The sequence below is a fragment of the Clostridium sartagoforme genome, assembly GCF_039521405.1.
GTDB lineage: Bacteria > Bacillota > Clostridia > Clostridiales > Clostridiaceae > Clostridium > Clostridium sartagoforme.
On sequence record NZ_BAAACH010000003.1, the window covers coordinates 1 to 15,327 of the forward strand.

Genomic DNA, 15,327 nt, shown 5'->3' on the forward strand with positions numbered 1-15,327 from the left:
TTTGAGTCTTAGTTTTAAGACTTCTAAAAGAATTGCTGGTTTATTTTACTTAACTTATATTCTGTTCAATTTTCAAAGATCTCAATTTGCGGTCTCATGGACTGCTTATTCATAATAACATTTTCTTCTTGAATTGTCAACATTTTTTTGTTGCCAATTTGTTTGTTATTTGCTTCCGCGCCCTGACGACGCTATTTATCTTATCATGATATTAAACTTATTCAAATCAACATTTATATTATATTCTTATATTATTATTATTATTCTACTTTTTTCTTATTTTTTCTTATTTTTTCTTATAATGATACACCTGGTAAAGTTATCTTTATTACATATTATATTTCACTATCTTTTATTAATTATACGATAATTCATTTCATTTCTCTGCTTTATATAATCTACACTTATATAAAGTTAACAATAGTCTATATATTATTTAAAACTATTCATTATTTATAAATCAACAAAATTATTAGATAAATTATTGTATTTTTTATTTTACTTAATAAGAGTTTTAATTTAAGATATTATTATAAAATATTTATCATTAAAGTTTTGGAGGATAATATGCTAAGAAAATTTTTTTCTTTTTTAATTATATCAACATTTTTTTTAACAGGATGTAGTAATCAAATACCGGAATCAGATTCTAGCGCAAAGAACCATTCGCTTTCAACCTCTTATAAGGAGAATATAACAACAAATAACAAAATAATTCTTTCCGGGAAAACTCTTACTAATTATAAATATATATATTTAGGAAATTTATTGTTTTTCCCTGATCCTAATAACAATAATAAGTTATCAGTATCTGAACTTGCTAAAAGCAATACTGTAATTTCTCAAGAATCAATAATAGATATCTTCGATTACTCTATAGATTATCTTATTTCAAATAATGATATAATTTATTTTTCATCAATCTCTAAAGATAGAGGATTATTTAAGTTGGATTATCAAAAGAATACTATCACAAAACTTAATAACGATTCTCCAAAGGGACTAATTTACGCGAATGAAAAATTATATTATATAGATTCAAATACTCAAAATATTTATTCATATGATGTTAAATCTAATTCTAAGTCATTGTTATCAACTTCTAAGGTCGGAAACTTTATTATAAATAATAATTCAATATTTTATAGGAATCTAGATGATAATTCAAAACTATATTGTTTAAAAATAGATGGAAGTTCTAACATTAAATTAACTGATGACTCTGTAGATAGTTTCGTAACTTACAATAATGAAATTTTATTTGTAAATAGTTCTGATAATAATACATTGCATTCTTTTAATATTTTAAATAGCGAATCAAAAAAGATACTAAATGTAGATGCTAGTAAATTAAAGCAAAGTGATGAAAGAATTTATTTTATTAATAATGCTAGTGCTAATACAATTTGCCAACTTACTAAGAACAAAGAAAATAATGACTACACATTTACTGAAATATTTTCAGATTCTACAAATGAATATTTTCCTACTGATAAAGGAATCTTTATAGAAACTTCCGCTAATATAAATGAAGTTAAGTTTATTAATATGAATTAAAATAAAGAAAAGGCCTTAAGGCCTTTTCTTTATTTTAATTTATTTACAATTTCTTTAAATTTATTTCCTCTAATCATGAAATTAGGAAACATATCAAAAGATGCACAAGCTGGTGATAAAGTAATTATATCCCCTTCTTTAGCTAACTCCTTAGCTTTTAAAACTGCATCCTCTAATGTATCCACCATACTTATAGAAATCTCAATTCCTTTTTCTTCTTTAAGTTTTTCAAAAGTACTTTTTATTTTATTTCTTGTATCTCCAAGAAGTATAAGTTCTTTTATATAAGGATATCCTTCATCTGCTAGTGGTTCAAATGGTATATGCTTATCATATCCCCCCGCTATTAAGATAACCCCTTTCTCAAAAGCTAACAATCCTGCTAAGGTTCTCGTTGGACTTGAAGCAATAGAGTCATTATAATATTTAACTCCATTAAGTTCTCTTACTAGTTCACATCTATGTTCAACTCCCCCAAATGTTTCTGCCACCTTTTTCATTACTTTTAATGAAACATCCTCTTTAGTAGCTAAAAATGCAGCTAAATAATTTTCTATATTGTGAATTCCCTTAATAGCTATATCTTCTTTATTACATACTTCTTCATTATTTAGGTATAATATATTATCTTTTAAATATGCTCCATCCTTAATCTCTCTTTTTGAGCTGAATTCTCTTACTTCTCCATTAGCTTCTGAAATAAATCCATGAGTTATTTCATTTTCCCTATTTAAAATCAATAATCCATTTTTTTCTTGATATAAGAATATATTTTTCTTTGCATCTATATATTCTTGCATATCTAAATGCATATCTAAATGATTTGGTGCAAGATTTGTTACAACTGCAACATCTATTGGATTATTCATAGTCATAAGTTGAAAACTAGATAATTCTAAAACAACTTTATCATCTTCTTTTATTTCTTCTATATTTGAAAATAATGGAGTTCCTATATTCCCTCCAACCCAAGTTTTATATCCAGCTTCTTTTAAAAGCTTAGATATAATGGTTGTTGTCGTTGTTTTCCCATCACTTCCTGTTATTCCATAGACTTTTCCCTTGCAATATCTAACAAACTCCTCCATCTCAGATGTTATATATGCACCCTGTTTTTTTACTTTCACTAATGCATCACAATCTATCCTCATAGAAGGAGTCTTAAAAACAACATCAAATCCTGATAGATTATCTAAGTATTTTTCCCCTAATTCTAAGGAAACTGATAGCTCATCAAACTCTACGGCTATATTTCCTAAATCTTCTCTGTTTTTCTTATCAAATGCAGTTACATTTGCTCCAAGCTTAACTAGAAACTTTATAAGAGGTATATTACTAACTCCGATACCAACCACTGCAACTTTTTTGCCCTTTATAAACTCTTTAAATTCACCAAATTGCTTCTTCATAATCTTCCTCCAGAATTATATATAAAATATTATATGAAATATTCTCTACTACGTAACTCATTCTATAATACATTAGAATGAATAAGTTCACCTTATTAAGTCTGTCCCAATTCTTTCTAATTATAACACTTAAATTTATTAAACACAAAAAAGAGCAGAATATGTAAAATTCTGCTTCTTCTTATAATTAAAATTCTAAGCTTTTTTCTATATAGGCTTCTAAATCCTCAATTTTAACTCTTTCTTGTTCCATAGTATCTCTATTTCTAATAGTAACTGCATTATCTTCTAATGTATCAAAGTCTATTGTTATACAGAATGGAGTTCCTATTTCATCTTGTCTTCTATATCTCTTACCTATACTTCCAGCCTCATCATATTCCAAATTAAACTTTTTACTTAAATCCGAATATACATCTAACGCCTTTTCAGAAAGCTTTTTTGAAAGTGGTAAAATAGCTGCCTTATATGGTGCTAACGCTGGATGTAAGTGCATAACTGTTCTAACATCTCCACCTTCTAATTCTTCTTCATCATAAGCATCTACTAAGAAGGCTAATGCAACTCTATCTGCTCCTAAAGATGGCTCTATAACATAAGGAACATATTTTTCATTAGTAGTAGGATCTAGGTAATTCATATCTTGACCTGAATGTTCTTGATGTTTCGTTAAGTCATAGTCTGTTCTATCAGCTATTCCCCATAATTCTCCCCAGCCAAACGGGAATAAGTATTCTATATCTGATGTTGCATTTGAATAAAATGATAATTCTTCTTCTCCATGATCTCTCATTCTTAAGTTATCTTGTTTTACACCTAATCCCAATAAGAAGTTCCAGCAATAATCTTTCCAATACTTAAACCATTCTAAGTCTGTTCCTGGTTTACAGAAAAATTCTAATTCCATTTGTTCAAACTCTCTAGTTCTAAAAGTAAAGTTTCCTGGTGTTATTTCATTTCTAAAAGACTTTCCTATTTGTGCAATTCCAAAAGGAACTTTTTTTCTTGAAGTTCTTTGTACAGACTTAAAGTTTACGAATATACCTTGAGCTGTTTCTGGTCTTAAATATATTGTGCTTGCGGAATCCTCTGTTATTCCTTGGAATGTTTTAAACATTAAATTAAACTTTCTTATATCTGTATAGTTTAACTTACCACACTTAGGACATACAATCTTATTCTTTTCTATATATTCCTTTAATTGTTCATTAGACCATCCATCTGCACTTGCAACTTCTGCTCCATTTTCAGTCATATGATCTTCTACAATTTTATCTGCTCTAAATCTCGCCTTACACTCTTTACAATCCATTAGCGGATCTGAAAATCCTCCAACGTGACCTGATGCAACCCAAACTTCCGGATTCATTAATATAGCACAATCTACTCCAACATTATAGGGACTTTCTTGAACGAACTTCTTCCACCATGCTTTTTTAACATTATTTTTGAATTCAACTCCTAGAGGACCATAATCCCATGAATTTGCCAATCCTCCATATATTTCTGATCCTGGAAATACAAATCCTCTATTTTTACAAAGAGCAACAACTTTATCCATAGTCTTTTCTACTGCCATTTTAATACCTCCAATTTTTTTATAAATAAAAAAGGCCTTAAACACCTAAAGGGACGAAATTTAAATTCCGCGGTTCCACCCTTCTTGGCTTTAGCCCAACTTTCTCATTGATTAATACTCAAAAGCGCCCTTCAGTATAAATTAATAACGATTTTCACCATGCATCGTCTCTCTAAAAGAAATTTAAACTTACTCCTCTTTCTCACTGTATTTATTAAATTATATATTAATTTTACCAAAAGCCTTATATATGTCAAGTGAAAAATAAAAAGGGTTTTTATAAATATAGATTACTCCATACTTATAAAAACCTTTTTTAAATGGCTCCGTGGAGAGGATTCGAACCTCCAACCTATCGGTTAACAGCCGAGTGCTCCACCATTGAGCTACCACGGAATATTTAAAAAATTAATTTTAAAATTAAAATGGCTCCGCGAAGAGGATTCGAACCTCCAACCTATCGGTTAACAGCCGAGTGCTCCACCATTGAGCTATCGCGGAATATTATAAATTAATTTTAAAATTAAAATGGCTCCGCGAAGAGGATTCGAACCTCCAACCTATCGGTTAACAGCCGAGTGCTCCACCATTGAGCTATCGCGGAATATTTACTACATTAGTTATTATATCAATTTTTATTAATATTGCAAGTGTTTTTATTAAAAAAGTTTTTTAAATTAATTCTTCAATTAATTTATTAAGTAAAATAATTAACAATTAACAATTAAAGAATGAATCTCTAAGAGATTTTAAATATAAAAACATCCCTAATTGTTAATTGTTACTTTAAAAATTATTAGTTAAATTTTTTTCATAACTTTTATTTAACTGGTTTCATTGTTGGAAACATTATAATATCTCTTATTGATGCTGAATCTGTTAAGAACATTATAAGTCTATCTATTCCTATTCCAAGTCCACCTGTTGGAGGCATGCCTGTTTCCAAAGCACTCATGAATTCTTCATCTATCATGTATGCTTCGTCATCTCCAAGTTCTCTTTCTTTTTCTTGTTGATTAAATCTTTCTCTTTGAACTATTGGATCATTAAGTTCTGAATATGCATTACAAAGTTCTCTTCCGAATACAAATCCTTCAAATCTTTCTGTAAACATATCATTTCCTCTCTTCTTCTTAGTTAGAGGGGATATTTCAACAGGGTAGTCACAAACAAACGTTGGTTGTATCATATGTTGTTCTGCATATTCTTCAAATAAAAGATTTAAAACTTCTCCCTTTGTTACGTGCTTTATATCTTTTTTAAATTCTAAGTGTTTTTCTTTTGCTATAGCTTGTGCTTCTTCATCAGAATTTATGGAATTAAAATCTACATCTGCATATTCCTTAACTGCATCAACCATAGTTATTCTTCTCCATGGTGGTGCAAAGTCTATTTCAGTTCCTTGGTACATAACCTTAGTACTTCCATTAACTTTTTTACAAACTTCAGCTATCATATTTTCTGTTATTTCCATCATATCATTATAATCAGCAAAAGCTTGATATAATTCAATCATAGTAAATTCCGGATTATGCCTTACTGACATACCTTCATTTCTAAAAGTTCTACCCATATCATATACTCTTTCAAGTCCTGCAACTATAGCTCTCTTTAAGTATAATTCAGGAGCTATTCTTAAGTACATATCAATATCTAATGTATTATGATGTGTTACGAATGGTCTTGCTGAAGCTCCTCCTGCTATTGGTGCAAGCATTGGAGTTTCTAATTCTATAAAACCCCTATTATCTAAGAATTCTCTAATTCCTCTTAGTATAGAAGCTCTTTTTATAAAGTTAATCTTAACTTCAGGATTAGAAATCATATCAACTTCTCTTTGTCTATATCTTAAATCTGGATCCTTTAAGCCATGCCACTTTTCTGGAAGTGGTTTTAAAGACTTACATATTAATTCAAAGCTTTTAACTTTAACTGAAACTTCTCCCGTTTTAGTTTTAAAAACTTCTCCTGTTGCTACAACCCAGTCACCTAAGTCATATGATTTATATGATTTTAAAGCCTCTTCTCCTACTTCATCAATCTTTATGAATAATTGAATTTTTCCATCTCTATCTTGAACATCTGAGAATACAACTTTACCTTGACCTCTTTTAGACATAATTCTTCCAGCAACTGTAACTACAGTTCCTGATAAACTTTCAAAATTATTTTTTACATCCTCTGACATATGAGTTCTTTCAACTTTATATACGTCAAATGGATCCTTTCCTTGGTCTTGTAATTCTACTAACTTCTCTCTTCTTAATGCTTCTTGCTCACTAAACTGAGATTCTAACTCTTGTATATTCATTTCCTCAGTTGACATTAAATATCCCTCCGTTTACTCTCTTCTTATTCCTAATACTTCAAACTTGTTAACTCCACTAGGTACTGAAACTTCAACTATTTCTCCCACTTTTTTACCTAGCAATGCTGCTCCTACTGGTGATTCATTTGATATTTTAAAATTCATAGGATCTGCTTCTGCTGAACCTACTATTGAATATTCAACCTCTTCATCAAATTCATAGTCCTTAACCTTGACTATTGCACCTACTGCTACTATATCTGTTGGTATTTCTGACTCATCAACAACTACAGCATTCTTTAGCATATTTTCTAATTGTATAATTCTTCCTTCTGTGAAAGCCTGCTCATTTTTTGCTTCATCATATTCAGAATTCTCACTTAAATCTCCATATCCTAATGCAACTTTTATTTTTTCAGTTATTTCTTTTCTTTTAACAGTTTTTAGAAATTCCAATTCATCTTCTAATTTCTTTACACCTTCATATGTCATTAAAAATTTTTTTGCTTCACTCATGATTTTCTCCCCTTCAAATTTACTACTATTTTATTTAAATACCTAACACTAGGTCTGATATTCTCCAAATCATTTAAAACATTATAAATCAGCATATATCTTCTGTCAACTAAGTAATGTTTCCAAAAGGCTTGTAAGTATTATAGCTTTAATAGATATATATTATTCTCGCTTTTAATATATTTATTCTTCAATATATTAATTATTCGATATATTAATTAAACATCTATTTATCTTTTAGCTCTTCCTTATAATTATTCAGCAAGTCAAATACTTCCTTACTTTCATCTAACGTATTCATAACGCCTCTTATATCATTACTTTTTGGTAATCCTTTAAGATACCAAGATGCATGTTTTCTCATTTCACGTACAGCTTTTTTTTCTCCGCCATATTTTATTGATAATTCATAGTGTCTTAAACACATTTCTATTCTATCTATATAAGTTATTTCTATAGGATCTATTCCATCTAACTTATTTTCTATTTGTTTGAATATCCAAGGATTTCCCATACTACCTCTCGCAACCATGATTCCATCGCAATTAGTTTTATTTTTTAGTTTAAGTGCATCCTCTGCTGTAAATACATCTCCATTTCCTATTACTGGTATCGATACAGATTCCTTAACTTTCCTTATTATATCCCAATCCGCTTTTCCTTCATACATTTGTTCTTTTGTTCTTCCATGAATAGTAATAGCATCAGCTCCAGCATCTTCTAGGCCCTTAGCAAAATCAACAGCATTGATATTACCTTCATCCCATCCTTTTCTGAACTTAACTGTTACAGGTTTTGATGACACCTTTTTTATTTCTTTTACTATTTTAGCCGCTAATTCTGGATGTTTTAATAAGGCTGAACCTTCTCCATTTTTAGTGATTTTATTTACAGGACATCCCATATTTATATCTACTATGCAAATATCTTCTCTGTCATTAAAATATCTTTGTACTACTTCTGCCATTATTTTAGGATCATTCCCAAATATCTGAGCTGCAACAGGCATTTCTTCATCAGCTATCCTAAGTAAGGTTTTTGTGTTTTCATTTCCATAGTAAAGTGCTTTTGCACTTACCATTTCCGTATAAACTAGTCCACATCCCATTTCTTTGCATAGACCTCTAAAAGCTATATCTGTCACTCCTGCCATAGGTGCTAGAAAAACATTATTACTAAATTCTAGGTTTTTAATTTTCATAGTATACTACTCCTTATTTTTTTCGTATATTATTCTTAACCCCTCTAATGTTAAACTAGAATCTACTTTATCTATAAAGTTAGTTTCATTAGCTATTAAATTAGCTAGGCCCCCTGTTGCTATAACTAAAGGTTCTGCTGCTCCAAGATCCTTCATTTCTTTTTTTATTTTATTTACTATATACTCTACTTGACCAATATATCCATAAATTATACCAGCTTGCATACTAGATACAGTATTTTTACATATTATATTTTTAGGCACTTCTAATTCTACTCTTGGTAGCTTGGCAGCTCTATCAAATAATGCATCAGAGGATATTCTTATTCCTGGAGTAATACATCCACCAAGATAGTTTGCATCTTTTGTTAAAGCACAAAATGTAGTTGCTGTTCCAAAATCTATTATTATAAGATCTTTTCTATATTTTTCATGTGCTGCTACTGCATTTACAATCCTATCTGCTCCAACTTCCTTTGGATTATCATATTTAATATTTATTCCAGTTTTAACTCCCGGTCCAACAACTAAAGGATTAATTCCAAAGATCTTTTTTATCATATTTTCTAATGAATGCATTATATTTGGAACAACTGATGAAATTATTATCCCTTTTATATCATCTGGTTTCAAATTCCCTTGAATAAAAAGTTGCATAAATTGAATAGAATATTCATCCGATGTTTTTTTTGCATCAGTAGATATTCTCCAACTAGAAATAATTTCGGAATTTTTATATACCCCCAAAACTATATTTGTATTCCCTACATCTACCACTAAAATCATATTGGCACCACCTTAATACAATTAAAAGCAGCTTCGAAAGCTGCCTTTATTCAAATAAATATAATCACAATAAATTTAACAATTTAATTTTAACAATTACTACGCATTTGTCAAGGGTTGTAAATTTTATATATTAAAATAATCCAATTATTTCTCCGTTATCTAATATATCCATTTTATTTGCTGCTGGTACCTTTGGTAGTCCTGGCATAGTCATTACGTCACCATTTAACACTACTATGAATCCAGCTCCATTAGATACTCTTACTTCCTTCACTGTTATATCAAAGTTTTCTGGTCTACCTATCAGTGATGGATTATCTGAAAGAGAATATTGTGTTTTTGCCATACAAATAGGCAACTTATCTAGCCCAAACTTCTCTAGTTCTTGTATTTGCTTCTTTGCATTAGGCGTAATAACAATCCCTTTAGCTCCATAAATTTCTTTTGCTATAGTTAATATTTTACTTTCTATACTACTTTCTACATCATAAATAGGCTTGAAGTTAGACTCTTCGTTTTCCAATATATCACAAACTACTTCTCCAAGCTCTATTCCTCCATCTCCACCTTTTTCCCAAACTTCTGATAAAGCTGCTTTCACACCAAGTTTATTGCAATAATTTTTAATGAACTCTATTTCTTCTAAACTATCTGTAACAAATTTATTTATCGCAACAACTACCGGAACATTAAACTTCTTAATATTTTCAATTTGCTTTTCTAAATTACTGATCCCTTTAGATAAAGCATCTACGTTTGGAATACTTAGATTTTCTTTACCTACTCCCCCATGATTTTTTAATGCTCTTACAGTTGCAACTATAACTACACAATTAGGATCTAAATTTCCATATCTACATTTTATATTTAAAAACTTTTCAGCTCCTAAGTCCGCTCCAAATCCAGCTTCTGTTACTACTATATCACCCAATTTTAATGCCATCTTAGTTGCTATTATAGAGTTACATCCATGAGCTATATTAGCAAAAGGTCCTCCATGTATTATAGCAGGTGTATTTTCTAAAGTTTGAACTAAATTAGGCTTTATAGCATCTTTCATAAGTAAAGCCATGGCACCTTGTATATCCAATTGTTTTGCATATACTGGATTACCATCTAAATCATACGCAATTAGAATTCTCCCCATTCTTTCTTTAAGATCTGATAGACTATCTGCTAAACATAATATAGCCATTATTTCTGATGCCACTGTTATCATGAATCCGTCTTCTCTTAAAAATCCATTAAGCTTTCCTCCTAATCCTACAACAATGTTTCTTAGAGCTCTATCGTTCATATCTATAACTCTTTTAAATATTATTCTTCTTGAATCAATTCTTAGGTTATTCCCCTGATGTATATGATTGTCTATTGCCGCTGCTAGTAAATTGTTAGCACTTGTTATTGCATGCATATCTCCTGTAAAATGTAGATTTATATCCTCCATAGGAACAACTTGGGAGTATCCTCCACCTGCAGCCCCTCCTTTTATTCCAAATACTGGACCAAGAGATGGTTCTCTTAATGCTATCACCGCATTTTTTCCCATTTTACATAAAGCCTGACCCAAACCAACAGTTACAGTTGATTTTCCTTCTCCAGCAGGTGTTGGATTTATGGCAGTCACCAATACTAATTTTCCATTTTTCTTTTCTTTATTTTTTTCAAATATCTCTAATGATAATTTACATTTATATTTTCCATATTGCTCTATATAATCTTCTGATAAATTTAATTTTTCTGCTATCCTATTTATATGCTCCATTTTTACTTCTTGAGCTATTTGTATATCACTCTTCATATTGCACACCCTACCTTTTAATATAATATATTCTTATTTTATACATAAATTATATCATCTAGCCTTACTCATTAAAATAAAATTTCGAATATTTATTTGTTTTAAATATTTATATTTCGTTATAATAATGTATTTTTTCTATTTATATAAGTTTATCCAAAACAATTATTCGCCATTGGTTATCTATTCTATCTTATTTAGAGTAAAAAAAGAAGTAGCCAAATGACTACTCTTTTAATTTTTTAGCTCGCATTAAAAATTCTTTCAAATTCTTCGCCATCAATTTTTTCTTTTTCTAATAACGTTAATGCTACAGCATGCAACTTATCAATATTTTGACTTAATAAGTTTTCTGCTCTTTCATAAGCTTCATTGATAAATCTCTTAACTTCTTTATCTATTTCAGCTGCAATTTCTTCGCTAAAGTTTCTGCTATGTCCTAAATTTCGTCCTAAGAATACTTCATTATTATCTCCACCATAAGAAATAGTTCCAAGCTTTTCGCTCATTCCATATTCCATTACCATAGCTCTTGCAATAGCACTAGCTCTATCAATATCATTTTTTGCACCAGTACTTATATCTGATAATATGATTTTTTCTGCTAATCTACCACCAAGTAATCCAACCATATCATCTTTTAATTTATCTCTTGATGTGTATGATCTATCTTCTTTAGGTAAATGCATTGTGTATCCACCTGCCATACCTCTTGGTATTATACTTATTTCATGAACCGGGTCTGCATGTTCTAGAAGTTTCATTACAACTGCGTGCCCTGCTTCATGGTAGGCAGTTAATTTTCTATCATGTTCATTAATTGCTCTACTTTTCTTTTCTGGTCCTGCTATTACTCTAGTTATAGCTTCTTCAAACTCTTGCATTCCTATTAATTTCTCATTTTTTCTTACAGCTAATAAGGCTGCTTCATTTGCTAAATTTTCTAAATCAGCTCCACTAAAACCTGGAGTTCTCTTTGCTAAAACTTTTAATTCTACATCTTCTGATAAAGGTTTTTTCTTAGTATGAACCTTTAATATTTCTTCTCTACCCTTAACATCAGGAGCTCCAACTACTATTTGTCTATCAAATCTACCTGGTCTTAATAAGGCCGGATCTAGTATGTCTGGTCTATTTGTGGCTGCTATCATTATTATTCCTTCATTTGCCCCAAAACCATCCATTTCAACTAGTAATTGATTTAATGTTTGTTCTCTTTCATCATGGCCTCCACCTAATCCTGCACCTCTTTGTCTACCAACCGCATCTATTTCATCAATAAACACAAGTGATGGTGCACTCTTTTTTGCTTGTTCAAATAAGTCTCTAACTCTTGATGCCCCAACTCCAACAAACATTTCAACGAAATCTGACCCTGATATACTATAAAAAGGAACACCAGCTTCACCCGCTATAGCTTTTGCTAATAAGGTTTTACCTGTTCCTGGAGGTCCCACTAGTAAAACTCCCTTAGGAATTCTAGCTCCCATCTCCGTATATCTTGATGGTTGTTTTAAAAAGTCAACTATTTCTTCTAATTCTTGCTTTTCTTCATCAGCTCCAGCTACATCATCAAAAGTAACTCTTTTGGCATCTGGAGGCATTATTTTAGCTCTACTTTTTCCAAAGTTCATAACACCTCTACCACCGCCACCACCTTGTGATTGCTGTGACATCATAAAGAAGAATATAAAGAATAATACTAATATCATTAATGTTGGAATTATACTTATCCATACACTACTATTTGATGGTTGTTTAAAATCTACCCTTATATCATCTTTAGGAGCTTGATTCATTAACATTTGCACCATTTCACTAGGTGCATAAGTATTAAATTGCTTGTTATCTCTTGTTTTCCCTGAAATAAGCATCTTGTCTGGATGAACCATAATACTTTCTATCTCATCATTAACCCATTTTTGTTGAAAATCACTGTATGATATCTCATCTGCCATCTTACCGCTATTCCATAAGAATGTCGCAGATAAGAAAAGTATCAAAATAACAAATATCCATACCGTTGCACTTGAATATTTTTTCATTCAAGGCCCCCCTTTCTTCTAGTTTTATTATATTGCATTTATATATTTTTTAATTTTTATATACCTCTTCACTCAATATACCTACATAAGGCAAGTTTCTATATCTTTCTGAATAGTCTAATCCATATCCTACTAAGAATTCATCTGGAACTTCAAACCCACAATATTTGACTTCAATATCTACTTTTCTTCTAGAAGGCTTAGTCAATAAAGTTATTATCTCTATACTATTCGCCTTTCTAGTTCTTAAATATTTTAATAAATAGTCTAATGTTACTCCACTATCTATTATATCTTCTACAATAATTATATCTTTTCCTTCAATACTATGATCTAGATCTTTTAGTATTCTAACTACCCCTGAAGTTTCTGTAGAACTTCCATAACTAGATACTGCCATAAAATCTATTTCACATGGTATTGTTATGCTTTTTATAAGATCAGATGCAAATAGTACTGAACCCTTTAAAATACCTACAACAAGTAAGTTTTTATTTTTATAATCTTCACTTATTTTACTTCCTAATTCCTTAACTTTCTTCGAGATTTGATCTTCAGTAAGTAATATTTTCTTTATGTCCCTTATCATCCTTTTATTCCTTTCTAGTAAAAGTAATTTTTAATATATTTTGGGTTTCCTTTGTTATTTTAAATTTTTCAGAAACTTTATATCCTACTATCCAAGCTACCTCATCATCAAAACATAAAACAGGAATTTTATCTCTTTTTTCTACTGGTATCTTTAAATCAATAAAGATATCTTTAAGCTTTTTACTCCCCTTCATACCTAAAGGAATTATTCTATCCCCATTTTCTCTTTTTCTGATAATCAACCTTTCTTCTATATTATCATAATCAAAATATTTTATTAATACATTATTAGAAAATTCTATATTATTTTTATTATTTATAAATTCAAAATCAATCTTATATTCGCTATATTCACAAGAATATTTTTTTAACTGATCTTTATTTGCTATAATTTCTTCACTTTTATTTTCCTTATTAATATACTCCTTATTTTTTAATAATATATCCCCATATATATTTTCAGCTATTATTTCATTTGGTAGAAATACCTTTTTATTAGTAGTATTTCTAGATAAATCAATAACTTCATAAATATGTTTCATTTCAAAATTATTATATTTTCCAGTAAACTCCACAAATGCCCTTTTTATAAGTCTCGTTAATACTGCTTTATCTAATATAAAGGCTTTCTTAGATATAGTCATATAATCCTTTTTATTAAGACAATATTTTTTATAATAATTATCACATTGTTTTTCTATAAAGTCATTATCTATTTGTAATAAACTAGACATTCTATTTATGGTTTCTATAATATCTCTGTTAAAATTCTCTTTCATATATGGCAATATGTCTAATCTAATTCTATTTCTACTATATATGTTTTCTAAATTGGTTTTATCTATTCTAGGATTTAAATTGTTATCTTTACAGTAATTCTCTATCTCATCTCTTGAAAGACATAAGATAGGCCTAATTATTCCCCCACTTCTTATATTCCTTATCCCGCATAATCCTTCAAGCCCTGATCCTCTCATCATGTTCATAATTATAGTTTCAGCTTGATCATTAGAATTATGTGCTACTGCTATCTTACTATAATTATATGTATCTTTTATAAAGTTAAAAAATTTATATCTTTCTTCTCTACCTGCCATTTCATGCGAAATATTTTTTTCCCTTGATATTTTGTTTATATCAACCTTTTGGGAATAAAAATCTATATTAAGCTTTTCACACAATTCAGATGAATAGTTCTCATCTTTTAATGCATCTTCACCTCTTAGCATATGATTCACATGAGCAGCTCCAATTTTTATATTTAACAATTCTTTAAGTTCATAAAGTATATGAAGTAAACAAACCGAATCAGGTCCTCCTGATAAAGCTACTAATACTTTATCATTTTCTTTTATGAGATTATTTTTAATTATAAAATCCTTTACCTTGTTTATCACATCAAAACCCCTTTTTATTTTGCTAAGCAAAATAATTGAATTATAAATCATATATAATATAATAACCTTATGATCTGCATATGTAAACACTATGATTAGTTAATTTTTACAATGCTCAAAATTGAAGAAGATGA

11 protein-coding genes, 3 tRNA genes and 1 other annotated feature are annotated in these 15,327 nt (G+C 29.5%); of the genes, 1 reads left to right on the forward strand and 13 read right to left on the reverse strand.

The window, feature by feature from the left end:
• Window positions 1-567: 567 nt before the first annotated feature.
• Window positions 568-1,557, forward strand: a complete 990-nt coding sequence (locus ABDZ60_RS00780; protein WP_343775092.1) for a DUF5050 domain-containing protein — start codon at window positions 568-570, stop codon at window positions 1,555-1,557.
• A gap of 29 nt (window positions 1,558-1,586) precedes the next feature.
• On the opposite strand, the gene murD is transcribed toward ABDZ60_RS00780, so the two are convergent.
• The 13 genes from murD to tilS all read right to left on the reverse strand — a co-directional run bounded on the left by murD (window position 1,587) and on the right by tilS (window position 15,193).
• A complete protein-coding gene (gene murD, locus ABDZ60_RS00785; RefSeq protein ID WP_343775094.1) occupies window positions 1,587-2,966 on the reverse strand; it encodes a UDP-N-acetylmuramoyl-L-alanine--D-glutamate ligase in 1,380 nt (459 codons plus the stop codon).
• A gap of 187 nt (window positions 2,967-3,153) precedes the next feature.
• Window positions 3,154-4,545, reverse strand: coding sequence for a glycine--tRNA ligase (locus ABDZ60_RS00790; RefSeq protein WP_016206835.1), 1,392 nt, complete (start codon window positions 4,543-4,545; stop codon window positions 3,154-3,156).
• A 46-nt stretch (window positions 4,546-4,591) separates the two neighbouring features.
• Window positions 4,592-4,760, reverse strand: a binding site (T-box leader).
• A gap of 106 nt (window positions 4,761-4,866) precedes the next feature.
• A tRNA-Asn gene (locus ABDZ60_RS00795) sits at window positions 4,867-4,941 on the reverse strand.
• A gap of 30 nt (window positions 4,942-4,971) precedes the next feature.
• Window positions 4,972-5,046 (reverse strand) — tRNA-Asn (locus ABDZ60_RS00800).
• Window positions 5,047-5,074: 28 nt separating this feature from the next.
• A tRNA-Asn gene (locus tag ABDZ60_RS00805) sits at window positions 5,075-5,149 on the reverse strand.
• 216 nt (window positions 5,150-5,365) lie between these two features.
• A complete protein-coding gene (gene lysS / locus ABDZ60_RS00810; RefSeq protein ID WP_016206836.1) occupies window positions 5,366-6,871 on the reverse strand; it encodes a lysine--tRNA ligase in 1,506 nt (501 codons plus the stop codon).
• A gap of 15 nt (window positions 6,872-6,886) precedes the next feature.
• Window positions 6,887-7,369: a transcription elongation factor GreA gene (gene greA, locus ABDZ60_RS00815; protein ID WP_016206837.1), complete on the reverse strand. Its 483-nt coding sequence runs from the start codon at window positions 7,367-7,369 to the stop codon at window positions 6,887-6,889.
• Between the two features lie 226 nt (window positions 7,370-7,595).
• Window positions 7,596-8,570 carry a tRNA dihydrouridine synthase DusB gene (gene dusB / locus ABDZ60_RS00820; RefSeq protein WP_046999968.1) on the reverse strand — a complete coding sequence of 325 codons (975 nt, stop codon included), beginning with the start codon at window positions 8,568-8,570 and terminating at the stop codon, window positions 7,596-7,598.
• 6 nt (window positions 8,571-8,576) lie between these two features.
• Window positions 8,577-9,356, reverse strand: coding sequence for a type III pantothenate kinase (locus ABDZ60_RS00825; RefSeq protein ID WP_016206839.1), 780 nt, complete (start codon window positions 9,354-9,356; stop codon window positions 8,577-8,579).
• Window positions 9,357-9,489: 133 nt separating this feature from the next.
• A complete protein-coding gene (locus tag ABDZ60_RS00830) occupies window positions 9,490-11,160 on the reverse strand; it encodes a formate--tetrahydrofolate ligase (RefSeq protein ID WP_343775101.1) in 1,671 nt (556 codons plus the stop codon).
• A 242-nt stretch (window positions 11,161-11,402) separates the two neighbouring features.
• A complete protein-coding gene (gene ftsH, locus ABDZ60_RS00835) occupies window positions 11,403-13,205 on the reverse strand; it encodes an ATP-dependent zinc metalloprotease FtsH (protein ID WP_016206842.1) in 1,803 nt (600 codons plus the stop codon).
• Window positions 13,206-13,254: 49 nt separating this feature from the next.
• Window positions 13,255-13,794, reverse strand: coding sequence for a hypoxanthine phosphoribosyltransferase (hpt, locus tag ABDZ60_RS00840; protein WP_046999966.1), 540 nt, complete (start codon window positions 13,792-13,794; stop codon window positions 13,255-13,257).
• Window positions 13,795-13,798: 4 nt separating this feature from the next.
• A complete protein-coding gene (tilS, locus tag ABDZ60_RS00845; protein ID WP_343775105.1) occupies window positions 13,799-15,193 on the reverse strand; it encodes a tRNA lysidine(34) synthetase TilS in 1,395 nt (464 codons plus the stop codon).
• Between the last annotated feature and the right edge of the window lie 134 nt (window positions 15,194-15,327).

Excerpts from the sequence above, each read along its gene's own strand:
- ftsH (WP_016206842.1), bottom strand. The coding sequence starts at position 13,205 with ATGAAAAAATATTCAAGTGCAACGGTATGGATATTTGTTATTTTGATA.
- murD (WP_343775094.1), bottom strand. The coding sequence starts at position 2,966 with ATGAAGAAGCAATTTGGTGAATTTAAAGAGTTTATAAAGGGCAAAAAA.
- lysS (WP_016206836.1), bottom strand. The coding sequence starts at position 6,871 with ATGTCAACTGAGGAAATGAATATACAAGAGTTAGAATCTCAGTTTAGT.
- ABDZ60_RS00790 (WP_016206835.1), bottom strand. The coding sequence starts at position 4,545 with ATGGCAGTAGAAAAGACTATGGATAAAGTTGTTGCTCTTTGTAAAAAT.
- greA (WP_016206837.1), bottom strand. The coding sequence starts at position 7,369 with ATGAGTGAAGCAAAAAAATTTTTAATGACATATGAAGGTGTAAAGAAA.
- hpt (WP_046999966.1), bottom strand. The coding sequence starts at position 13,794 with ATGATAAGGGACATAAAGAAAATATTACTTACTGAAGATCAAATCTCG.
- ABDZ60_RS00830 (WP_343775101.1), bottom strand. The coding sequence starts at position 11,160 with ATGAAGAGTGATATACAAATAGCTCAAGAAGTAAAAATGGAGCATATA.
- ABDZ60_RS00825 (WP_016206839.1), bottom strand. The coding sequence starts at position 9,356 with ATGATTTTAGTGGTAGATGTAGGGAATACAAATATAGTTTTGGGGGTA.
- dusB (WP_046999968.1), bottom strand. The coding sequence starts at position 8,570 with ATGAAAATTAAAAACCTAGAATTTAGTAATAATGTTTTTCTAGCACCT.
- ABDZ60_RS00780 (WP_343775092.1), top strand. The coding sequence starts at position 568 with ATGCTAAGAAAATTTTTTTCTTTTTTAATTATATCAACATTTTTTTTA.